Here is a 22,021-nt window from a genome sequence, read left to right as displayed (position 1 = left end):
CAGGAAGGGGGCGGGGGAGGCGGTGTTATACTTGCCGTACTTGGCAAAGATGGGGGGCAGCACGTCCTCCAGCACGGCGAACACGTCCTCCTGACCGGCAAAGGCCATCTCCATATCCAGCTGGTAGAACTCGCCGGGGGAGCGGTCGCCCCGGGCGTCCTCGTCCCGGAAGCAGGGGGCGATCTGGAAGTACTTATCAAAGCCGGAGGCCATCAGCAGCTGCTTGAACTGCTGGGGCGCCTGGGGCAGAGCGTAGAACTTGCCGGGGTGCTTGCGGCTGGGGACCAGGTAGTCCCGGGCGCCCTCGGGGGAGGAGGCGGTGAGGATGGGGGTGGTGATCTCCATAAAGCCGTGGTCGATCATGGCGGCCCGGAGGGCGGAGACCACGTTGCAGCGCAGGATGATATTGTCCCGCACCGCCGGATTGCGCAGGTCCAGATAGCGGTGCTTCAGGCGGGCGGACTCGTCGGCCTCCCGGCTGCGGTTGATCTGGAAGGGCAGCTCATTGTGGCGGCAGCGGCCCAGCACCTCGATCTTTTCAGGCACCACTTCGATGTCGCCGGTGGGGAGCTTGGGGTTTTTGCTGTCTCTCTCCCGCACCACGCCGGTGACGGCGATGGTGGACTCCTTGTTCAGCGGCTTGATAACGGCCATCATTTCCTCATTCTCAATGACCACCTGGGTGGTGCCGTAGAAGTCCCGGAGCACCACGAAGGCCAGATTCTGGCCCACCTCGCGGATGTTCTCCAAAAAGCCGGCCAGGGTGACGGTCTGGCCCACCTGCTCCATACGGAGCTCCCCACAGGTGTGGGTGCGGTAGAGGGTGTGCACGTTGTTCATCAGAAATCAACTCCGAATTATAATTTTATACCATAATATTACAAATCGTTAATGGGAAAGAAGCGCCTCCAGCACGGCGTGGGAGTAAGGCGTCTCCTCCGGCAGGGTCACCTCCAGGTCCTCCAACACCAGCGCTCCGCCGTCGGGGCCGCAGAACCACACGTCCAGGCTGTCCGGGTCGGCGGGGGAGAAGGCGCACTGGATGGTGCGCTGCACGCTGTCCAGCACCGAGAAGGCCAGCTGGGTGGAGTCATAGACGTAAAAGCCCGGATTCTGGGGCTCAGGAGGGCCCACAAAGAGGGCGCTGGTGTCCGCCCAGACGATGGTGACGCCCCCCTTGCCCACGAAAATGGCGGAGGCGTCCAGGTTCCAGCCGGTGAGGAAGCTGATCTCGGTGAGCAGGTGCTCCACCAGGAAAGTGCTCTCCTCTGCCGGATTCAGGGTGCTGTGGGTGAAGAAGGGGACGAAATCTCCCGCCTGGCCCACATAGAGGGTGTACTCCGCGCTGAGGGTAAAGGACATCCGCAGCTCCTCCCGGGCCACCCGGGCCACCATGGCGGCGCATTCCGCCCGGGTCAGGGTCTTGTCCGGGGCAAAGGCGCCGCTGCTGTCCACGCCGGAGAGAATGCCCGCGTTATAAAAGCGCAGCACGTCCTGGTCTTGGGTGTCGGGCAGGGCGGTGACATTGTTGATGGGGGAGAGCATGTCCTCCGGCACCACGGCGGAGAGCAGGGCGACAAACTCCTGCCGGGTGGCCTGTTTTTCCGGGTCGGGGACGGTGATCCCCAGGCCCTCCAAATAGCGCACATAGGAGGTATACCAGGGATAGGTGGAGTCGATCAGGTAAATCGCCTCTCCGGTGATGGCCTCATTCATGCGGGCGGCAATGGCAGCCACCTCGCCTACCGTGAGGATCTGGTCGGGAGAAAAGGCCTGTCCGGTGCCCTGCATCAGGCCCACCTCGCAGCAGACCCGGGCGGCGTCGGCGTACCAGGAGCCCGCCTCCACGTCAATAAAGCCGGGGTAGGTACACCGGTCCGGGAAGGCTTCCGCAGGGGAAGCCGCGGCGGCGGAACCGGCCAGCAGCGCGGCGGAGAGGACCAGCGCGGATATCTTCCGAATGAGCGCCATAGCGTTACCCCCGATCCTGAATGGGAGTACCGGTGCTGCGCGCGGCCAGACCGTCCCGAATGCGGACGATGGCCTCGGCGGTGGTCTGGGTGAGCTGCTCGCCGGTGGTCATATCCTTGACGGCGGCCTTGCCCTGGGCGATCTCGTCCTCGCCCAGGAAAATCACATAGGGGATGCCCAGCTTGTCGGCATAGCCGATCTTCTGCTTGAATTTCTTGTTCTCGGTATAAAGCTGGGTGCGGATGCCGGCCTCCCGCAGCACCGTAGCCAGGGAAACGGCGGGGGAGAGGTCCTCCGTCATGGGGAGGATCAGCGCGTCGGCGGGGGCGGTCAGAAGGTCCTCATTGAGGTACTTCTGCTCTTCCAGCACATAGAAAAGACGGGTGAGGCCGATGGAGATACCCACGCCGGGCAGTTGTTTGTTGGTGTAATATTCCGCCAGGTTATCATACCGGCCGCCGGAGCAGATGGAGCCGATCTCCGGGTGGTCCAGCATGGCGGTCTCGTAGACGGTGCCGGTGTAGTAGTCCAGACCCCGGGCGATGGTCAGGTCCACCTTGAAGTGGTCTGCCGGCACGCCGAAGGCGGACAGATAGCCCACCACCGTCTCCAGCTCGGAGATGCCCTGGTCCAGCAGTTCATGCTTGCCCTTGTAGGCGGCCAGGGCCTCCATGGGATTCTCGGTGCCCAGCAGGTCCAGCAGCTGACGGCCGGTGTCCGGCGCGACGCCGAAGTCCTCGGTCAGAATGCCCAGCACCTTGTCCGGGCCGATCTTCTCCAGCTTGTCAATGGTGCGCATCACGTCGCCGGCGTGCGCCTCCAGACCCAGCAGGGCGAAAAGACCGTTGAGTACTTTACGGTTGTTCACCCGAATCTGGAAGCGGCGGAGCCCCAGGGTGGTGAACGCCTTATAAATAATCGCCGGGATCTCGGCCTCATTGACGATGTCCAGCTTGCCGTCGCCGATCACGTCGATATCGGCCTGATAGAACTCCCGGAAACGGCCCCGCTGGGCGCGCTCGCCCCGGTACACCTTGCCGATCTGGAACCGGCGGAAGGGGAAGGACAGCTCACCGGCGTGGAGGGCCACGTACTTGGCCAGGGGGACGGTCAGGTCAAACCGCAGGGACAAATCCGTATCTCCCTTGGTAAAACGATAGATCTGCTTTTCCGTCTCGCCGCCGCCTTTAGCCAGCAGCACCTCGCTGGCCTCAATGAGCGGCGTATCCAGCCCGGTGAAGCCGTATAGAGAATAGGTCCGGCGGAGGATCTCCACCATCCGGTCAAACTGGGCCTGACGGTGGGGGAGCAGCTCCATAAATCCGGACAGCGTGCGGGGTTTGATTTGTGCCATACGATACACCTCAGTTTCAAGATTAAGAAAGAGTGAAGAGTAAAGAGTGAAGAGTAAAGAGTGGAGAGTGAAGATAAGGAGGCGCGCAAAGCGCGCTAGATGAAAGTTTTCTTTGCCTACTTTCTTTTTCAAAAGAAAGTAGGTCGAAAGAAAGTAGGCGTTCTCGTCCCTTGTCACGGGACGAGAACGCCTTGTTCTCGTGGTGCCACCCATGTTCGGCGCGCCGCTGTCTTAAAAAAGGCGCACCCTTTCCGGCTCCTGTTGCGGGGAGCGTGCCGCGCCCGTCTCCGGGCCCGCTGATAGCGCCGTCTTTCGCCGGCGCCCTTCCGTAGGGACCCTTCCAGCCATAGGGGTCCTTCTCTGTCCGGGGGAAGCCGGTTACTCATGCGCCGTCCTGGCGGTTTCGTTTCATCTTATCCCAAATAGCGCAAAAAGTCAACGCCCTTTCTCACCACCGGGGTGAAAAAGAGATAATCCCTGTCCCTGAGGAGGAGCTGTTCTCATTTTGCGCAAAGGAAGCGGATTCGTTGGAATCGGCCAGGGAAAGGCCGCTGGTGGTTTTCAGGGTGGTATAAAGATGGATGGAACAGGAGGGCTGCTCCAGATAATCGGACAAATCGGCCCTATACCAAAGGCGTGTGTCCGACTGAGGGGCTTCCTGAAGCTCCATGTCCCGTTCCTCCAGGATGACGCCGTTGTCGTCGGTCACGGTCAAAACCAGAGCGGCCACATCGGCGGCCCCGGACACCGGCCCGTCCGCCGAGGGGGTGAGGACCACATAGAGGGCCTGCTCGTCCTGGGAAGCGTGGAGGGTATCCCACGACCAGATACTCTCGCCCCGTACGGCCAGGATGTTATCCGGATACAGGGTGTCCAGCGCCTCCTGCCGCGCGCCGGTGGCCCGGCGCTCCACCACCACCGGCGTGAAGGCCGAGGCGGGCTCCAGCTGGAGGGAGGCCGACCAGCTCTGGCCGTCGGAGATCATCTCCGCCGACTGGCTGGTATCGGCCAGAGTCAGCAGATAAGTAGTGCCCTCCACCACCTCTTTGGGGAGCACGCTGGCCGTCAGGACCAGTTTCCCGCTCTGGTAGGAGAGCTGCGCCTCCACCCTGGAAAACAGGCTGGACTGTTCGGCCAGATTCTGGGCCAGCTGATTGCCCATTTCGGAAATGCTGTTTTGTACGTAGGCGTTTTGACTCTCCATCTGATCGGAAAGGGTGTCCACGCTGGCTTGCAGCGCGGCGATGTCCTGCCGCATGGTAAAGACCATGGACAGCAGCACAAGGCAAGTGGCGCAAAAGATCACACACAGGATACCCAACAGCGCGGTGCGTGCTTTTTGCATAGGGGGATTCCACCTCCCGTGGGAAAAATGGGCCTTGGCTCAGGCGGTAAAGGGTTTGGTCTTGGGGTTGACGATGTCGCGCCAGTCCAGATCGCCCCGTTCCAGGCCGTGGATGAGCATTTCCGCGGTGGCCACGTTGGTGGCAAAGGGGACGTTATACTGGTCGCACAGGCGGGTGATATAATTCTGGTCGTTGTCCAGGTCGTGGGACTGGGGATCGGAGAAGAAGAGGACCATATCAATCTCATTGTAGGCGATGCGGGCGCCGATCTGCTGGCTGCCGCCGTGGGCGTGGGAGAGGAACAGGTGGACCGGCAGGCCGGTGGCCTCAGAGACCAGACGGCCGGTGGTGCTGGTGGCGCAGAGGGTGTGCTTGGACAAAATGCCGCAATAGGCGATACAGAACTGCACCATCAGTTCTTTCTTACGGTCATGACTCAAAAGGGCGATATTCATGCAAAAAAACTCCTCTCATCAATGAGTGGGTGAATACGGGCGGCAGACCGGCGATGGGTCAGCGAATGGGCATCAGAGGCACCCGTTCGCCGGTGAGCCGGCGGGCAATGTTGAGATAGGCTCTGGCGGCGCCGAAGCGGGCCATCAGGATCAGGGGCTGTCCCCGGTTGGCGGCCAGCATGACTTGGGCGTCCTCCGGCACCACGCCCAGCAGAGGCAGGCCGGCGGCGTCCATGGCGTCGTCAATGGTGGTGTGGAGCTGACGGAGCAGCTTTGGCTGGAGCCGGTTGACCACCAAATGGAGGTAGCGGACGGTACGGCTCAGCTCGCTTACCGTGCGCTGGGCGTCCCGCAGGGCGGAGGCGTCGGTGGTGGAGACCACAATGGCCCGGTCCGCGCCGCAGACCGACAGACGGAAGCCCAGTCCCAGGCCGGCGGGGGCATCCATCAGGACGTAGTCGTACTTGCTTTTGGCGTCGGCCAGGAAGGCGCGCAGACCCTCTTCGCTGATGACGTCCCGGGGCTCGGTGAGGGGGGCGGTCAGCAGGTGGAGCCCCTGAATCACCGGATGGGCCACGGCGGCCTTTTCCAGGGTGGTGCGGCCGGAGAGCACGTCGGTAAAGTCCATCAGCGCCCGGTCGCTCATGCCCAGGGACAGATCCAGATTGCGCAGGCCCACGTCCATATCGATGCACAGCACCCGGTGGCCCAACGCCGCCAGGCAGGAGCCCACGCCTCCGGTGAGGGAGGTCTTTCCGGTGCCTCCCTTACCCGATGTGATAGCAATTGCAGTTGACAAAGAAACGCTTCCTCCCTCGTGACAAATTACTTTATCATGAATTTTGGAAAAATTCAATGGGTTTAATCCACTTTCATTTGTGCAAAACAGTAAAATTTTTTAAGCGAACCATTAAAAGGGAGACAAAGGCTCAAACGAGAGGAGATTTTTGGATTTTCGCCCATCTTCTAGGAAAACCCTTGGGGGTGGGGGAGACCTTGCGGATGGGGATGAGCCGGTGGGTGACGCCGGCGCCGGGGATGGCGTAGTCCCAGGCGGGGAGGAGCTGCCCGCCCAGCTTGGACACGCACCGCCCCGCCCGGTCCAGCTCTTCCCGGGCGTCCACCGACTTCATGGCCAAAAAGAGGCCGCCCACCTTGACATAGGGGAGGCACAGCTCGGTGAGCACCTCCAGGGAGGCCACCGCCCGGGACACCGCAATGTCAAAGCCGTCCCGGAAGCCGGGCTGGAGGGCCTGCTCCTCCGCCCGGGCGTGGAGGCAGGTCACGCCGTCCAAGCCCAGCGTCTCACACATCGACTCCAGCCAGTGGACCCGTTTGCCCAGGCTGTCCAGCAGGGTGAGGGAGAGGGAGGGCTCCAGGATGCGGAGGGGCACGCCGGGAAAGCCGGCGCCGGTTCCCACATCAATGACGGTCTTTGTGGAAAAGTCGGTGTAGGCCAGCAGAGCGGCGGAGTCCAGAAAGTGCAGGTCGGTGACCTGGTCCGGGTCAGTGATGGCGGTCAGGTTCATCACCTGGTTTTGTTCCAGCAGAAGGGCGCCGTATTGGGCCAAAAGCGCCGGGCCGTTTTGGGGGGAGCGGACCCCCAGGGCGTCCAGCCCCCGCCGGATGCGGGGGATTTGCGGGGTAAGATCAAAAGTCATCTCAGACACCTCCCACCAGACCCAGGGCGATGCCCACGGTGATGACGCCCACCACGGCGGTCACCAGGCAGAGGAGGGCGGCCACGACGCCCAGAGCCAGGTGAAACCAGCCGCCCTTGGCGCGGTAGCGCAGGAAGGCCACCGCCGACAGCCCGCCGCAGCCGGGGGCCAGCAGAATGCCCGGTCCGCCGTGGAGGGGTTCGCCGTGGGCCAGGTTGTAGGTAAAGAGGAGGACCAGGATGACCATATAGACAATGCCCATCCAGGCCAGCGCCCGCTTTTCCGGCGAGGCCGGCGTGTAAGAGGGCTTTTGCTCCTCGGGGGTCTTTTTTTCGTCCGGCATAAAAAACTCCTTTTTTCAGATTTCAGACTGGTTTTCCCCAGCGGGGGAGGAGAGTGTGGAAAAAGCGACGGGACGGCGGATACCCGCCGCCCCGTCAGCCTGTCGAAGAAGTGAAACGCGGTGCAAGAAAAAATCAGGTACTTGCATAGAAGCGGGCGACCACAAGGGTCGCCCCTACGGGGTGGGCGTTCCTCGCTTGCCTCCCTCTCTGAGGGAGGTGCCCCGAAGGGGCGGAGGGAGTACTTGCCTCCCTCTCTGAGGGAGGTGCCCCGAAGGGGCGGAGGGAGTACTTGCCTCCCTCTCTGAGGGAGGTGCCCCAAAGGGGCGGAGGGAGTAGGATGACTCCCTCAGTCAGCTGTGCTGACAGCTCCCTCAAAGAGGGGCCCAGGCACGCGGGGAATGGAAAAACGACATGGCGGGAATTTGCATCATTCACCCGCGATACTTGCACGCCAATGGGACACAACAGACTTTGTTTTTATTTGCTTCTTTTTCGTTTGGGAAAAAGAACTTACTTTTTGCAGGGAATGAGGATCTCCTTGCCGCCCACATAGGGACGGAGAGCGGCGGGGATCTTCACCGAGCCGTCGGCCTGGAGGTTGTTCTCCAGCAGGGCGATGAGCATACGGGGGGGCGCCACCACGGTGTTGTTGAGGGTGTGGGGCAGGTAGGTGCCCCGCTCACCCTTGACGCGCATCTTCAGACGGCGGGCCTGGGCGTCGCCCAGGTTGGAGCAGGAGCACACCTCAAAGTACTTCTGCTGGCGGGGGGACCAGGCCTCGATGTCGCAGGACTTGACCTTCAGGTCGGCCAGGTCGCCGGAGCAGCACTCCAGCTGCCGGACGGGGATGTCCAGGGAGCGGAAGAGCTCCACCGAATAGCGCCACATCTTTTCATACCAGTCCATGGAGTCCTCGGGCTTGCAGACCACAATCATCTCCTGCTTTTCAAACTGGTGGATGCGGTACACGCCACGCTCCTCGATGCCGTGGGCGCCCTTCTCCTTGCGGAAGCAGGGGGAGTAGGAGGTCAGGGTCTGGGGGAGGGAGTCCTCGGGGATGATCTGGTCGATAAACTTGCCGATCATGGAGTGCTCGGAGGTGCCGATCAGGTAGAGGTCCTCGCCCTCAATCTTGTACATCATGGACTCCATGTCGGTCTGGCTCATGACGCCCTCCACCACGTTGCCGTGGATCATGAAGGGGGGAATGCAGAAGGTAAAGCCCTTGTCGATCATGAAATCCCGGGCGTAGGCCAGCACGCCCTCGTGGAGGCGGGCAATGTCGCCCAGCAGGTAATAGAAGCCGGAGCCGGACACCCGGCCGGCGGCGTCCATGTCGATGCCGTTGAAGGACTCCATGATCTGGGTGTGGTAGGGGATCTCAAAGTCGGGCACCACAGGCTCGCCAAAGCGCTCCACCTCCACATTGGCCGAGTCGTCGGGGCCGATGGGCACGGAGGGGTCGATGATGTTGGGGATAAGGAGCATGATGTGGCGGATCTGCTCGGCCAGCTGGGTCTCCTTGGCTTCCAGCTCGGCCAGACGGTCGGCGTTGGCCTTGACCTGAGCCTTGGCGGCCTCCGCCTCGGCCAGCTTGGAGGGGTCCTTTTTGGCCTGACCCATCAGGATGCCCACCTGCTTGGAGAGGGCGTTCCGGCTGGTGCGCAGCTCCTGGGCCTCGGCGATGGTGGCCCGGTTTTCCGCGTCCAGGGCCAGCACCTGGTCCACCAGGGGCAGCTTTTCCTCCTGGAATTTCTTCTTGATGTTCTCCTTGACGGCTTCGGGGTTTTCACGAATAAACTTGATATCCAGCATGGTTTGATGACTCCTCGTGTGTTTTTTTTGTTTCACGTGAAACGGGGGGTTAATTGATCCAGTCGTTCAGGTTGTGCCAGGCCTCCAGGGGGTCGTAATTTTCCAGCTCCTCGGGGGTGAGGGTGGCGCGGTACTGGGTAAGGCCCGCCTCCACCTGACCGGGGGCTTCCGCCTCCCACTGGGCCAGCAGGGCGCGGCACTGGCTGTACGAGCCGGCGTTGTAGAGGGCCCGGAGCTGGTTGAGCTTGGTCACCGCGTCCAGCTGGGCCTGGACCTCGACCAGCGCCTGCTGGGCCTCGTCCTGATCCTGCCCCTGGCTCTGGCTCTCGTCCAGCGCTTCCTGGAGGTCGTTCACTTCCGCCTTGAGGCGCTCGTTCTCCTCCAGGATGCTGTCCAGAGTGGCCACGGCGGATTGATAGGACTGGGTCTGTTCGTTCAGATCGCTCTGGGTCTGCTGATTGACTCGCTGCTGCATAAAGTAGGCCATCAGCATGAGCAGGAAGGCAATGGCGAACAAAATCACCAGATAGAAAAGCACGGGACTCTTCCGGCCGGGGGAGGCGTGCTCCGCGGCGTGCTGTTGGGCGGGGTCATGGTTGGGGTGCTGCTTGGGGTCGCTCACTGGCTGTCCCCTCCTTTCGGCTGGTTGGGGAACTGCTCCAGCAGTTCCAGGAGGGCGTTCAGGTCATCTGTGTTGTAGTATTCCAACTCCACCTTGCCCTTTTTCTTTCCGCTGACAATGTGGACCTTACGGCCGAAGCGGGAGGTCAGGTCCTGCTCCGCCGCCCGGAGGTAGATGGAGAAGTCGGGAGCCGCGGGGGCGGGCGCCTCCTCCTCGTCCAGGTCCTGAACCTTGGCCAGACGCTTGGCCAGCGCCTCGGTCTGCCGGACCGAGAGGCCGTCCTGCACCACCTTTTGGGCCAGGCGCTTTTGGAGCTCCTTGTCCGGCGCGGCCAGGATGGCCCGGGCGTGCCCGGCGGACAGCTTGCCCTCCTCCAACAGGAGGTGAACGGCGTCGGGGAGCGCCAGCAGCCGGAGGGCGTTGGCCACGGCGGGCCGGGACTTGCCCACCCGCTGGGCCACCTCGTCCTGGGTGAGGCCGTACTCCTCCACCAGCACCTTGTAGCCGTTGGCCTCTTCGATGGGATTTAGGTCCTCCCGCTGGAGGTTTTCAATGAGGCCCAGTTCCATGACGGTGCGGTCGTCGGCCTCGATGATGACGGCGGGCACCTCGTGGAGGCCGGCCAGCTTGGCGGCCCGCCAGCGGCGCTCTCCGGCAATGATCTGGTAGTAGCCGGAGGAGAGACGGCGGACGGTGAGGGGCTGGATAATGCCGTGGGTGCGGATGGAGTCGGCCAGGTCGGCCAGACTCTCGTCGTCAAAGCGTTTGCGTGGCTGCTTGAGACCGGGCTGTACCTCGGAGATGGGGAGGGAGAGGGAGCCGCCCTCCTGAGACTGGAGGGCGTCGTCCCCCAGCAGGGCGCCAAGGCCCTTGCCCAGACCGCGGTCTTTCAGTGCTGACATGTACTCAGTCCTTTCTGTTGGAATGGAAGCGGCGGTCAGGGCCGGTTCTGCTCCATGACCTCCTGGGCCAATGCCGTGTAGGCCTCGGCGCCCCGGGAGAAGCTGTCATAGGCCATGACGGGCTTTCCGTGGCTGGGGGCCTCGGAGAGACGGACGTTGCGGGGGATGACGGTGGCGTAGACCTGGCCGGGGAAATGACGCTTGACCTCCTCTGCCACCTGAAGGGAGAGGTTGGTACGCCCGTCATACATGGTGAGCACCACGCCCTCCATGGAGATGCGGGGATTGAGGGAGCGCTTGACGATGCGCACCGTGGACAAGAGATCGCTCAAGCCCTCCAGGGCGTAATATTCGCACTGGACCGGCACCATGATGGTGTCGGCGGCACACAGGGCGTTGAGAGTGAGCAGCTCCAGAGAGGGGGGACAGTCCACGAAGATGTAGTCATACCGGTCGCCCAGGGGGGTGAGGACATCCCGAAGGCGGTACTCCCGCCGGTCCAGGCCGATCATCTCGATGGAGGCGCCGGCCAGGGCCTTGTTGGAGGGGAGCACGTCGGCATACTCGGTGGAGACAATGGCGCGGTTTACGTCGGCGCCGTTGATGAGCACATCGTAGACGTTGGGAGACGCGGTGACCTTGTCCACGCCGAAGCCGGAGGTGGTGTTGGCCTGGGGGTCAAAATCGCATACCAGCACCCGCGCGCCCAGCTTTTTCAGGGCGGCGGCCAGATTGACGCAGGTGGTGGTCTTGCCGACGCCGCCCTTTTGATTGACGATTGCAATGGTTTTTGCCATAGTACACCTGCCTTTTTGTGGAAGGAAAAGTAAAAACCTCGAAAGGGTTACCTTGTTATTATAATGCGGCCTACCCTCCAATTCAACCCTTCTTTCTTTTGAAAAAGAAAGAAGGCAAAGAAAACTTCCATCAAAAGGCCAGGCAGAAGGCGAGAAACGTTTGGTTGAATGCAAAGTGTTTGTTTCACGTGAAACGGCGTCAAACCAAAAGCGTCGGGCCATGACCCGACGCTTGGATTACCGGGGGGTTCCCTTGTTTCTGGGAATGCGGATGGTGAGCAGGATGTCCTCCTCGGTGTCCTGCCGGTCGCACTGGGCGTCCACGCCGGCGTCCCGCATCAGGGCCAGTCCCCGGGTGACGGCGTTGAGAAAGAGACGCACATCCCGCAAGAGCACCCGGGGCTTGGCCCGGGCTTTTTTGGGGGACGGCGTCTGAGGGTGGAGCAGGTCCTCCACCAGCAGCTCGGTGCGGGAGACGGTGAGACCGTGGTCCACCACCTCCTTTGCGGCCTGCCGCTGGAGGTCGGGGGTGTCCAGACGGAGCAGGGCCCGGGCGTGGCGCTCGGAGCAGCCGCTGTCCCGCAGCAGGGTGAGCACATCCTCCGGCAGGCGCAGGAGGCGGAGCTTGTTGGCGATGGCAGACTGGGATTTGCCCAGCCGCCGGGCGGCCTCCTCCTGGGAGAGACAGTGGGTGTCGATGAGCCGCCGGAGGGCGGTGGCCTCCTCCACAAAGTCCAGGTCCCGCCGCTGGAGGTTTTCGATGAGGGCCAGCAGGGAGGAGTCCTCCTCGTCCACCTCCACCAGCAGACAGGGGACCTCTTCCAGGCCCGCCAGCCGGGCGGCCCGCAGCCGCCGTTCGCCCGCCACCAGTTCATAGCCCGCCGCCGTCCGCCGCACGCTCAGGGGCTGAAGAATGCCATAGCGCCGGATGGAGTGGGCCAGCTCCTCCAAACCCTCCTGGGCAAAGACCCGGCGGGGCTGGTTGGGATTGGGGGAGATGGCGTCGGCGGGCAGATAGAGCACCTTTCCCCGGGCAAACATCCCCTTGGTTCGGGTCAGAATCATGTATGACCCTCCTTTTCTGTGGTGATAGCCATATTTTACCACAGAGCGCCGGAGGGCAAGGGGGAAAGCCGTCGTACACAGAGAAAAGGAATTGGCCCCGCCGTTCCATGCCATAGGGGCGACCCTTGTGGTCGCCCGCTTGGCGGTTTTTGGGGCGTTGGCGGTTTACGGGCGCCATATATGGCGCCCCTACGGTTCCATTCTTATCCGAAGAGGCAGGAAAAAGGGAAGCCCCCGGACCAGTGGTCCACAGAAGGTAAGAAAAAGGGAAGCCCCCGGACCGGTGGTCCGCAGAGGGTAAGAAAAAGGGAAGCCCCCGGACCGGTGGTCCGCAGAGGGTAAGAAAAAAGGAAGCCCCTGGACCGGTGGTCCAGGGGCAGATGAAAGCTTTCTTTGCCTACTTTCTTTCTCGAAAGAAAGTAGGTTTCTCGAAAGAAAGGAGGTTAGTCGATGGTTTTGAGGGACTCGACCATGTCGATTTTTTTGAGCCGGCGGCGGGAGGCCAGATTGACCAGCAGGGAGAAGAGGGTGGTCAGGATGGCGGCCCACACATAGCTCATGGTGGAGATGTCGCGGCCGAACATCAAAAGGTCGATTTCCACGGTCAGGACCAGCCATTGATGGAGGAACTTGCCCATGACCATGCCGATGGCCACGCCAAAGACGGTGAGAAACACATTTTCCCGGTAGATGTAGGCCGACAGCTCCCGGTCGTAGAAGCCCAGCACCTTGAGGGTGGCCAGCTCCCGAAGCCGTTCGGTGATGTTGATGTTGGTCAGGTTGTAGAGCACCACAAAGGCCAGCGCGGCGGCGCAGACGATGATGAGCACCACGGCATAGTCCACGCTCTCCAGACTGCTGGTAAAGGTGTCGCGGATCTCCTGGATGCGGGACACCGACACCACGCCGGAAAGGGGAATCAGAGAAGAGGAGACGGCGTCGCCGGTCTCGGCGGAGTTGTCGGTGTAGCGGACCAGCAGCGCCGTGATCTCCGGGGTTTCTCCAAAAACGGCCCGGTAGACATCCTCGGAGAGATAGACATAATGCTGGATGTAATTTTCCGAAATATCCGCCACGGTGACCTCCACCCGCCGGTCGCCGTCCAGGGTGATGGTGTCGCCCACCGATACCCCCAGCAGCGTGGAGAGCTTTTCGGTGATTACCACCCCGTCCTCCGGCAGGGAGACGGGGCTGTGGTCCAGCCGGTGGCGCAGGGTGATGAAGCGGCCGAAGGCCTCCGGGTCATCCACGGCAAAGAGGGTGACGTCCGCTGAGTTGGCGTCGGACTGGGCGGTAAAGCTGGCCTGATGGACGGGGAGCCAGTCCTCGGCCAGGCTGGTCTTTTGGAGGGTGTCGTCAATCTCGTCCAGCTCGTCATCGGTGACGTGGTCGGCCAGACTGACGCTGGAGCTGTATAGGAAGATCTCGTCAAACTGCCGGTCCATAATATCAAAAATGGAGTCCCGCAGGCCAAAGGCGGTGACGATCAGGGCGGTACAGCCGCCGATACCGATGACGGTCATCCAGAACCGGCGCTGATAGCGGAAAAGATTGCGCAGGGTGATCTTTTGGGAGAAGGTGAAGAGCCGCCACAGAGGTCGGATGCGTTCCAGCAGCACCCGCTTTCCGATGGGGGGAGATTTGGGTCGGAGAAGCTGGGCAGGTACGGCGGTGAGGGTGGAGAACACGGCGGCCAGGGCCGCGCAGGTGACGCAGGCCACGGCGGCGCCCACGGCAATGAGGTAGGTAACCGGCTGTGCGCGGATAACCAGATCCCCCATGGTGTAGATGATGCGCCAGGCGTTGAAGATGATCCAGGGTAGCAGGGTGCAGCCAACGGCAAGCCCCACCAGACCGCCGGCCAGGGAGGCCGCGAAGCCGTAGCCCACATACTTGAGGGCGATGGCCCCCTTGCCGTAGCCCAGGGCCTTCATGGCGCCGATCTGCACCCGCTGCTCCTCCACCATGCGGGTCATGGTGGTGAGACACACCAGAGCCGCCACCAGGAAAAAGATGACGGGGAACAGGGAGGCCAGATTGCCGATGCGCTGGGCGTCCTGCTGGAAGGAGACATAGCCCAGGTTGGTATCCCGGCCCAAAATGTACCACTGACAATCCTCAATCTCGCTGATCTCCCGGCGGGCGTCGTTGAGCTTTTTGCGGGCGTCGGCCAGTTCCTCTTCGGCTTCGGCCTTGCCCTCTTCGTAGTCGGCCAGACCGTCGGCATATTCCGCCTCGCCGTCGTTGAGCTCGTCCTCGGCGTCGTTGAGCTCCGCCTCGGCGTCGGCGATTTCCCGGGGCAGGGTCTCCTTGGCGTCGGCCAGCTCGGCCAGACCGTCCTCGTATTCCTGCCAGCCGTCGGCCAGCTCCGTCACGCCGTCGGCATACTCCGCCTCGCCGTCCTCCAGCTCCTTGCGGCCGTCCTCCAGCTCTTTGCGGGCGTCCTCCAGCTCGGCTCGGGCGTCGTCGATTTCCTTCTGACCGTCCTCCAGCTCTTTGCGGGCTTCGTCCAGCTCGGCCCAGCCGTCGTCCAGTTCCTTGCGGCCGGACCGCAGCTCCGCTTCGCCGTCGTCCAGCTCGGCCTTGGCCTCGGCCAGGGTTTCGCCGGCCTCCTGGGCCTCCCGTAAGCCGTCCTCATACTCGGCCAGACCCTCCCGGTACTCGGCCAAGCCGTCCCGGTACTGCTGGCGGCCGTCGGACAGCTGTTTCCGGGCGCTGTCCAGCTGGGCCTGGCTCTGGGCGATGGTGTCGGCCAGCACCGGCAGGGCGGCGCCCACAAAGGTCATGCTCCCCGAAATGCCCTGAGCCAGGGCGGCCTTCCCCTCCTCGGTCTGGAGCATGGCGGCAAAAACGGTCTCATCCTCGGGCAGGGCGGCTTGCAGCTGGGCCACCATGGCCTGCTGGGCGGGATCGGTGACCGCCTGGGAGAGCCCGTCCAGCATGGCCCGCAGGGAGAGAATCACATTGGCGTGGAATTGTCCGGCGGCCTGTCCGGTGGGGTCCAGGGTGAGCAGTTCCAGAGCGGCGGAAACGCTGTCCGGGTCGGAGGCGCCCAGGGACTGGGAGAGCAGGGCGTAGCCGGCGGAAAACTGCTGGTACTGTTCCTGAGCCGCGTCCAGCTGGGCCTGGCCGTCGGCAATCTGTTTGTCGCCGGCGCTGAGCTGGGCTTTGGCGTCGTCCAGCTCCTGCTTGGCGTCCATCAGCTTCTGGCCGTTGTCGGCCAGGGTCTGGAGGCCCTGCCGGTATTCCGCCAAGCCGTCCTCATATTCGGCCTTGCCCTCCTGGAAGGTCTGGAGGGCGTCGGCGTATTCCGCCTCGCTGTCCAGCAGGGTCTGGTAGCCGTCGTCATATTCGGCGGCGCCTTCTTCAAACTCGGCCAGGCCGTCCAAAAATTCGGCATAGCCATCCTCGTACTCGGCCAAACCGTCGTAATATTCCTGCCAGCCGTCGTCCAGCTCTTTGCGGGCGTCGATGAGCTCCTGCTCGCCGTCCTTCAGCTCCTGGAGGGCGTCGGCCAGCTCCTGCTCGCCGTCGGCGATCTCCCGCCAGCCGTCGGCCTCCTCTTTGCGCAGGGTCTCCCAGCCGTCCCGCCAATCCCGCCAGCCGTCATCCAGCTCCTTGCGGGCGTCGGCCAGCTCGGTCTCGGCGTCGGCCAGCTCCTGGTTTACCTCGGCCTCGGCGTCGTCAAATTCCTTCTGGGCGTCGTCCAACTCCTGCTGGGCTTCGCCGATGACCTCGTCATAGCGCAGAGCGGCCCGCTCGTCGCCCAGAGGCTCCAGAGCGTCGGTCAGCCGGTCCATCAGGTCCTCATACGCCGACTCATAGCACAGCAGCTCCCGGGAGCCGTCGGCCCGCAGATAGGCCTGGGTATAGACCTCCATGGAGAAGGCGCCGGAGGGGAGGAGCACAAAGGCGGCCACCTTGCCGGTGCCCAGAGAGGAGGTGCCCCGCTGGACCAGGGAGACATACAGAGGGGAGTTGGCCGTGCCCACGATGGTGAAGGTGTCGTGGTCCAGGGCGTCCTCATAATCGCCGTCGCCGGTGTCAAAGGTGACGGTGTCGCCGATGGCCAGGCCACTCTGGTCCAGGAAGGCGGGCTCCACCAGACACTCGTCGTCCGACTGGGGGAGGCGGCCCTCCACCAGGTCGGGCAGGTTGAAGTCGCTGTCCGAGAGGGACAAAAGCTTGATGATGAGGTCGTTGTCGGTCCCATGGACCAGGGCGTCGGCCTCATAGCTTCCCTCTACATCCCGGACCCCCTCCACGGCGGCCAGGGCGGCCAAGTCGTCGTCGGTGATGCCCAGGGTGGAGAGGACCCGAATGTCCATCAGACCCAGGGCGTCGAAATAGCGGTCAGCGGTATATTCCATGTCGGGGGCGGTGGTGCGCAGGCCGGACAGAAAGGCCACCGCCAGGGCGGACAGGACAAAAAGGGAAAGAAAGCGGCTCAGGGTGCGGCGCACCTCCCGCACCGCGTCGGTCAGCAGCGGGCTGCCCAACCGCCGCCTCCTTACCATTCGATGTCCTCCACCGGCATGGGCGAGGGCTGCTCCTCCACCCGGTCCACCCGTCCGTTTTTGATGTGGATGACCCGGTCGGCCATGGGGGTGATGGCGGTGTTGTGGGTGATGACCACCACCGTCATGCCCTGCTGGCGGCAGGTGTCCTGCAAAAGCTTTAAGATGGATTTGCCGGTCACATAGTCCAGTGCGCCGGTGGGCTCGTCACAGAGGAGGAGCTTTGGGTTTTTGGCCAACGCCCGGGCGATGGCCACCCGCTGCTGCTCGCCGCCGGAGAGCTGGGCGGGAAAGTTGTCCATCCGGTCGGCCAGCCCCACGTGGCGGAGCACGTCCTCCGCCGGCAGGGGGTGCTTGCAGATCTGGGCAGCCAGCTCCACGTTTTCCAGGGCGGTCAGATTCTGCACCAGGTTGTAAAACTGAAAGACAAAGCCGATGTCATACCGGCGATAGGTGGTCAGCTCCTTGGGGGAGCAGGCGGCCACATCCTGTCCGTCCACCAGGATGGTGCCGCTGTCGCACTGGTCCATGCCCCCCAGGATGTTGAGCACGGTGGTCTTGCCCGCGCCGGATGGGCCAACGATGATGACAAACTGCCCCTTGTCGATGTCGAAGGAGATGTCATCCGCCGCCGTGATGACGACCTCTCCCATCTGATAGCGCTTGACCACATGCTCCAGGGAAATATATGCCATAATCAACCCTCCTGTCTGATAAGAAACAGGTGTTGCAATTCCTCTATAACCCTATTATAGTATAGGATAAACCGGTGTTTCAAGGGACAATTTGTCAGGAAAATGATAATTATACGACATAGAAATAAGGGGGTGTCGCATAATGGACACGGCAGAAAAAACGACCCTTCCGGAGAAGGAGGACCCCCGGGTGCGCAAGACCCGGCTCCAGCTGCGCCAGGCCATGATGGAGCTTTTGGGCCGCAAGAGCGTCCAGGAAATCACGGTGCGGGAGCTGACCCGTCTGGCCGATGTGAACCGGGGGACCTTTTACCGCCACTACCGGGACATCTACGATTTTTTGGAGCAGACCGAGGAGGGGCTCATCGCGGAATTCACCGCCGTGCTGGACGCGTACAGCAACGAATCCCTGCGGATCGGGCTGGTGCCCATTCTCACCGACGTATTTACCTTTGCCCGGCGGAACGCGGGGCTGTGCGAGGCGCTGCTGGACATGCGGGTGGACCAGCGGTTTTTCCAGCGGCTGAGCGGGCTGCTGTACGAGCGATGCGTGGGGGAGTGGCAGGGCCTGTACGCTCTGGGGGAGATCGAGCGGGGGAGCTATGTGCTGGAATTTGTCATGGCGGGGGCGGTAAGCCTCATCCGCACCTGGACCGCCCGGGGCTTTGACCGCACGCCGGAGGAGATGGCCCGGCTGGCCGACCGGCTCATCCGCAGGGGACTGGGCGAGATCAGAGAACAGGGCTAAACGCAAAGGAGCGGCGCGAAAAACGCGCCGCTCCTTTGTTTTTGGAGGATAGAATGAAAAAGAAGAGAGTATCAACACTTGTGAATGATGATGGTATAAAGATAACAGCCATTTGTTACAAAAGTTCCGTACTATTCGTTAAGGAATCATGAATTCTTTTTCCGCCGTTCCCGCAGGCTCTGGAAGAACTGGCGCAGCAGCGCGGCGCATTCCGCTTCCAGGAGGCCGGCGTGGAGCTGGGGATGGTGGTTAAAGGGGGCGGCGCACAGGTCCACCACCGACCCGCAGCAGCCCGCCTTGGGGTCGGCGGCGCCGTACCACACCTGCGGGATGCGGGCGTTGAGGATGGCGCCGGTACACATGGGGCAGGGCTCCAGGGTGACGTACAGCGTGGCCTTGTGGAGCCGCCAGCCCCCCAAGGTCTCGTTGGCCTGGCGGATGGCCTCCAGCTCGGCGTGGGCCAGGGCGCATTTGTCCCCTTCCCGGCGGTTGCGGCCCCGGCCCACCACCCGCCCGTCCTCCCACACGATGACGCAGCCCACCGGCACCTCGCCCTCCGCCATGGCCTCCCGGGCCAGGTCCAGCGCCTGGCGCATATAATCCGCGTGCTCCATGCCATCCACTCCTTTTTCCCCACTATACCATTTCAAAAGCCCGCCGGCAAGGGGAAAAGCCCGTAGCATCCACCCTTTGCCTGTGGTATAATAAAAAGACTATCGTGCTTGGAGGGATCTTGTTTGATCGAAATATTGCTCATCGCGGTCAGCCTGGCGCTGGACGCCTTCGCGGTATCGGTGTCCAGCGGCATCTCGGTGCCCGGCTTCGGCTGGAAGCAGGCGGTGAAAATGGGGCTTTACTTCGGCGTGTTTCAGGCCGCCATGCCCCTCATCGGCTGGTTTCTGGGCAGCAGCCTCAGCGGCTATATCACCGCCGTGGACCACTGGATCGCCTTTGGCCTGCTGGCCCTCATCGGCGGGCGGATGGTGTGGGGCACCCTGAAGGACGGCGCGGAGGAGGAAGTCCCCGCCGACTTGAGCGCCGGCCGGCTGATGATGCTGGCGGTGGCCACCAGCATCGACGCCCTGGCGGTGGGGGTGTCCATGGCCTTTATGAAGGTGGACATTGCCGTGGCGGCCGCCGTCATCGGCCTGGTGGCCTTCGTCCTCTCGGTGGTGGGGGGCCTGGCCGGCCGGCGGCTGGGAAATCTCTTTCATCAGAAGGCGGAGCTGGTGGGCGGTCTGGTGCTCATCGGCATCGGCCTGAAAATCCTGGTGGAACACCTGATGGGAGGTTAACGGATGAACGGGCTGTGGTCATCCCTCCGACTGGATATGGAGCGCTGCCCCATTGTGACCCTGGTGGGGGGCGGCGGCAAGACCAGCGCCATGTATGCCCTGGCCCACGAGGGCAAACTGGCCGGAAAGCGGGTGGTGGTCACCACCACCACCCACATCATGCCCCATCCGGGGCTGCCCCTCACCGGCGGAGCGGAGCTGCCCGGCCTGCTGGACCGGTACGGCGCGGCCACGGTGGGGGTGATGACGGGCCGGAAGCTGTCGGGCGGTCTGCCGGCGGCGGAGTGTCTCGCCTGGGCCGACCTGGTGCTGGTGGAGGGGGACGGGGCCCGGCTCCATCCTCTGAAGGCGCCGGCGGAGCATGAGCCGGTGATTCCGCCGGAGAGCGGCGCGGTGATTGCGGTGGCGGGGCTGGACGCGCTGGGTCAGCCCATCGGGACGGCCTGCCACCGGCCGGAGCGGGTGTGCGCCCTGCTGGGCCGGGAGACGGACCATCCCATCACCCCGGCGGATGTGGCGTCCCTTCTCTCGCACCCGCTGGGAGGGAGAAAAAACGTGGGGCCGGAAATGGCCTTTCGGTGTCTCCTCAACAAGGCGGACGACGAGACCCGCCGGCGGCAGGGGGAGGAGATCGCCGCCCTGCTGGAACGGCAAGGCATCCCCTGCGCGATCACTTATTTTACCAAAGAGGAGCGTGGCGGCCTATGTTGGTTTTGATCAAAGGCGCGGGCGACCTGGCCACCGGGGTGGCGGTACGGCTGTACCGCAGCGGCTTTCCGGTGGTGATGACCGATTTGTCCCAGCCCACCGCGGTGCGGCGGACGGTGGCCTTCTGCCAGTGCCTCTATGACGGGACGGCCACGGTGGAGGGCATCACCGCCCGGGCGGTGACGGGCGCGGAAGCGGTACGGGCGGCGCTGGCGGCCGGCGAGGTGCCGGTGCTGGCCGACCCGGCGGCGGAGATCCGGACGGCCCTTCCCTTTGACGCGGTGGTGGACGCCATCCTGGCCAAGCGCAACACCGGTACTACCATCACCGACGCACCCATCGTGCTGGCGCTGGGCCCGGGCTTTACCGCCGGGGCGGACTGCCACGGGGTGGTGGAGACCAAGCGGGGCCACTATCTGGGCCGGCTCATCACCGAAGGGAGCGCCATTCCCAATACGGGCGTGCCCGGCGACGTGGGGGGCTACACCATCCAGCGGCTCATCCGGGCGCCCAAGGCGGGGGTGTTTCATCCCGTGGCGTCCATCGGCGACCAGGTGGAGACCGGCGACCTGGTGGCCCGGGTGGACGACGCGCCGGTTTACGCGGCCATGCCCGGCATGGTCCGGGGCATGCTGCCCGACGGTCTGACCGTCCCGGCCGGCATGAAGGCGGGGGACATCGACCCGCGATGCACCCGGGACCACTGCTTCACCGTGTCGGACAAGGCCCGGGCAGTGGGGGGCGGCGTGCTGGAGGGCCTTTTGTACTTCGCCCGAACCAACAAAGGAGGAACCACATGGAACGGCTGATTTTATGCGGCGGCGGCCATGTGTCGCTGGAGGCGGCTTATCTGGCGGCCCATTTGGAGTTTGAAGTGACGGTCATCGACGACCGGGCGGAGTTTGCCAACCGGGAGCGGTTCCCCATGGCGGCGCAGGTGATCTGCGCCCCCTTTTTGGAGGCGCTGGACGGCCTGGGCAGCCGGGAGGACGACTATTATGTGATCCTCACCCGGGGCCACGCCTACGACAGCGACTGCCTGGCCCGGATTTTGAGGGGGAAGTATGCCTATGTGGGCATGATCGGCAGCAAGGTAAAGGTGGCGGCGGTGATGGAGCGGATGCGCGCCCTGGGCTTTTCCCCCAAAACCCTGGACGGGGTCCATTCGCCGGTGGGGCTGGCTATCGGGGCCCAGACGCCGGCGGAAATCGGCATTTCCATCCTGGCGGAGATCATCGCGGTGCGGGCCAAACGGGGCCCGACGCTGCCGCCGCCCCCTTCGGAGCCGGGGGTGCTGGTGACCATCGTGGAAAAGCACGGCTCCGCGCCCCGGGGCGTGGGGACCTGGATGCTGGTCCGGCCGGACGGCTCCTGTGTGGGCACCATCGGCGGCGGCGCGGTGGAGTTCCAGGCCAAACAGGACGCGCTGTCCCTGCTGGCTTCCGGTACGCGCTCCGCCCGAAAGGGCTATGACCTCTCCCACGCCGCCGCTGAGCTGGGAATGGTGTGCGGCGGGTCCATCGTGGCGGAATTTCAAGTGCGGTAACAACGGATTCAGGCCGTCGGTCTATGACCGGCGGCCTGTTTTTTGTCTGTATTCCAGTAGAATTTGCCCTGCGCGGGCGGCGCCAGGCCCTTTTCCCGAAAAGGGCCTGGACCAAAAGGGGCAGAAGGGGGGATACCCCCCTTCTGCACTTCCCCCAGGCGCTTTCACGGTACCTTCTGC

The 22,021-nt window shown here is 63.4% G+C and carries 21 protein-coding genes; 5 read left to right on the top strand and 16 right to left on the bottom strand.

Annotation, left to right across the window (positions count from 1 at the left end; translation table 11 throughout):
* The 15 genes from H7U37_RS11260 to H7U37_RS11190 form a co-directional block, all read right to left on the bottom strand.
* On the bottom strand, positions 1-840 hold an 840-nt coding region (locus tag H7U37_RS11260), incomplete at its 3' end, for an amino acid--tRNA ligase-related protein (RefSeq protein ID WP_243414306.1).
* Between the two features lie 48 nt (positions 841-888).
* Positions 889-1,971, bottom strand: coding sequence for an S-layer homology domain-containing protein (locus H7U37_RS11255; protein ID WP_204875748.1), 1,083 nt, complete (start codon positions 1,969-1,971; stop codon positions 889-891).
* Between the two features lie 4 nt (positions 1,972-1,975).
* On the bottom strand, positions 1,976-3,325 hold the full coding sequence (gene hisS / locus H7U37_RS11250; RefSeq protein WP_204875747.1) for a histidine--tRNA ligase: 1,350 nt from the start codon (positions 3,323-3,325) through the stop codon (positions 1,976-1,978).
* Between the two features lie 448 nt (positions 3,326-3,773).
* Positions 3,774-4,670 carry a hypothetical protein gene (locus H7U37_RS11245; RefSeq protein ID WP_204875745.1) on the bottom strand — a complete coding sequence of 299 codons (897 nt, stop codon included), beginning with the start codon at positions 4,668-4,670 and terminating at the stop codon, positions 3,774-3,776.
* A gap of 39 nt (positions 4,671-4,709) precedes the next feature.
* Positions 4,710-5,126, bottom strand: coding sequence for a methylglyoxal synthase (locus H7U37_RS11240; protein WP_204875743.1), 417 nt, complete (start codon positions 5,124-5,126; stop codon positions 4,710-4,712).
* Between the two features lie 58 nt (positions 5,127-5,184).
* On the bottom strand, positions 5,185-5,925 hold the full coding sequence (minD, locus tag H7U37_RS11235) for a septum site-determining protein MinD (RefSeq protein WP_204875741.1): 741 nt from the start codon (positions 5,923-5,925) through the stop codon (positions 5,185-5,187).
* A 130-nt stretch (positions 5,926-6,055) separates the two neighbouring features.
* Entirely contained in the window at positions 6,056-6,787 is a 732-nt protein-coding gene (rsmG, locus tag H7U37_RS11230; RefSeq protein ID WP_204875739.1) for a 16S rRNA (guanine(527)-N(7))-methyltransferase RsmG, read from the bottom strand.
* A 1-nt stretch (position 6,788) separates the two neighbouring features.
* The gene (locus H7U37_RS11225; RefSeq protein WP_204875737.1) at positions 6,789-7,130 is read right to left on the bottom strand and encodes a hypothetical protein; all 342 of its coding nucleotides are present in this window, start codon (positions 7,128-7,130) and stop codon (positions 6,789-6,791) included.
* 511 nt (positions 7,131-7,641) lie between these two features.
* Positions 7,642-8,946 carry a serine--tRNA ligase gene (serS, locus tag H7U37_RS11220; RefSeq protein WP_204875735.1) on the bottom strand — a complete coding sequence of 435 codons (1,305 nt, stop codon included), beginning with the start codon at positions 8,944-8,946 and terminating at the stop codon, positions 7,642-7,644.
* Positions 8,947-8,995: 49 nt separating this feature from the next.
* On the bottom strand, positions 8,996-9,568 hold the full coding sequence (locus H7U37_RS11215) for a hypothetical protein (RefSeq protein ID WP_204875734.1): 573 nt from the start codon (positions 9,566-9,568) through the stop codon (positions 8,996-8,998).
* The gene (locus tag H7U37_RS11210) at positions 9,565-10,470 is read right to left on the bottom strand and encodes a ParB/RepB/Spo0J family partition protein (RefSeq protein WP_204875732.1); all 906 of its coding nucleotides are present in this window, start codon (positions 10,468-10,470) and stop codon (positions 9,565-9,567) included. Before H7U37_RS11210 ends, H7U37_RS11215 begins: the two co-directional genes overlap by 4 nt.
* A gap of 35 nt (positions 10,471-10,505) precedes the next feature.
* Positions 10,506-11,267, bottom strand: coding sequence for a ParA family protein (locus tag H7U37_RS11205; protein ID WP_204875730.1), 762 nt, complete (start codon positions 11,265-11,267; stop codon positions 10,506-10,508).
* Positions 11,268-11,504: 237 nt separating this feature from the next.
* Positions 11,505-12,332 carry a ParB/RepB/Spo0J family partition protein gene (locus tag H7U37_RS11200; RefSeq protein WP_204875728.1) on the bottom strand — a complete coding sequence of 276 codons (828 nt, stop codon included), beginning with the start codon at positions 12,330-12,332 and terminating at the stop codon, positions 11,505-11,507.
* Positions 12,333-12,775: 443 nt separating this feature from the next.
* Positions 12,776-16,831, bottom strand: a complete 4,056-nt coding sequence (locus H7U37_RS11195; RefSeq protein ID WP_204875726.1) for an FtsX-like permease family protein — start codon at positions 16,829-16,831, stop codon at positions 12,776-12,778.
* 11 nt (positions 16,832-16,842) lie between these two features.
* Positions 16,843-17,544: an ABC transporter ATP-binding protein gene (locus tag H7U37_RS11190; protein WP_204875724.1), complete on the bottom strand. Its 702-nt coding sequence runs from the start codon at positions 17,542-17,544 to the stop codon at positions 16,843-16,845.
* 142 nt (positions 17,545-17,686) lie between these two features.
* Here H7U37_RS11190 and H7U37_RS11185 point away from each other — a divergent pair, with 142 nt between their 5' ends.
* Complete coding sequence (locus H7U37_RS11185) at positions 17,687-18,292, top strand: TetR/AcrR family transcriptional regulator (protein WP_204875723.1); 606 nt, start codon at positions 17,687-17,689, stop codon at positions 18,290-18,292.
* A 146-nt stretch (positions 18,293-18,438) separates the two neighbouring features.
* On the opposite strand, the gene H7U37_RS11180 is transcribed toward H7U37_RS11185, so the two are convergent.
* The gene (locus H7U37_RS11180; RefSeq protein ID WP_204875718.1) at positions 18,439-18,906 is read right to left on the bottom strand and encodes a nucleoside deaminase; all 468 of its coding nucleotides are present in this window, start codon (positions 18,904-18,906) and stop codon (positions 18,439-18,441) included.
* A 123-nt stretch (positions 18,907-19,029) separates the two neighbouring features.
* Between H7U37_RS11180 and H7U37_RS11175 the strand changes: the two genes are divergently transcribed.
* From H7U37_RS11175 to H7U37_RS11160, 4 genes are read left to right on the top strand one after another with little or no spacing between them, the layout of a single operon-like run.
* Positions 19,030-19,587, top strand: coding sequence for a manganese efflux pump MntP (locus tag H7U37_RS11175; RefSeq protein ID WP_204875717.1), 558 nt, complete (start codon positions 19,030-19,032; stop codon positions 19,585-19,587).
* Positions 19,588-19,590: 3 nt separating this feature from the next.
* Entirely contained in the window at positions 19,591-20,304 is a 714-nt protein-coding gene (yqeC, locus tag H7U37_RS11170; protein ID WP_204875716.1) for a selenium cofactor biosynthesis protein YqeC, read from the top strand.
* Positions 20,292-21,104 (top strand): selenium-dependent molybdenum cofactor biosynthesis protein YqeB, encoded by an 813-nt coding sequence (gene yqeB / locus H7U37_RS11165; RefSeq protein WP_204875715.1) that lies wholly within the window; start codon positions 20,292-20,294, stop codon positions 21,102-21,104. The genes yqeC and yqeB overlap by 13 nt, the downstream gene beginning before the upstream one ends.
* Positions 21,092-21,841 carry an XdhC family protein gene (locus H7U37_RS11160; protein ID WP_204875713.1) on the top strand — a complete coding sequence of 250 codons (750 nt, stop codon included), beginning with the start codon at positions 21,092-21,094 and terminating at the stop codon, positions 21,839-21,841. Before yqeB ends, H7U37_RS11160 begins: the two co-directional genes overlap by 13 nt.
* Positions 21,842-22,021 lie beyond the last annotated feature (180 nt).

It is taken from the genome of Pseudoflavonifractor phocaeensis, from assembly GCF_016901735.1.
Taxonomy (GTDB): domain Bacteria; phylum Bacillota; class Clostridia; order Oscillospirales; family Oscillospiraceae; genus Pseudoflavonifractor_A.
The sequence above is the reverse complement of the archived record's forward strand: the minus strand, read 5'-3'. Positions and strand labels throughout refer to the sequence as shown.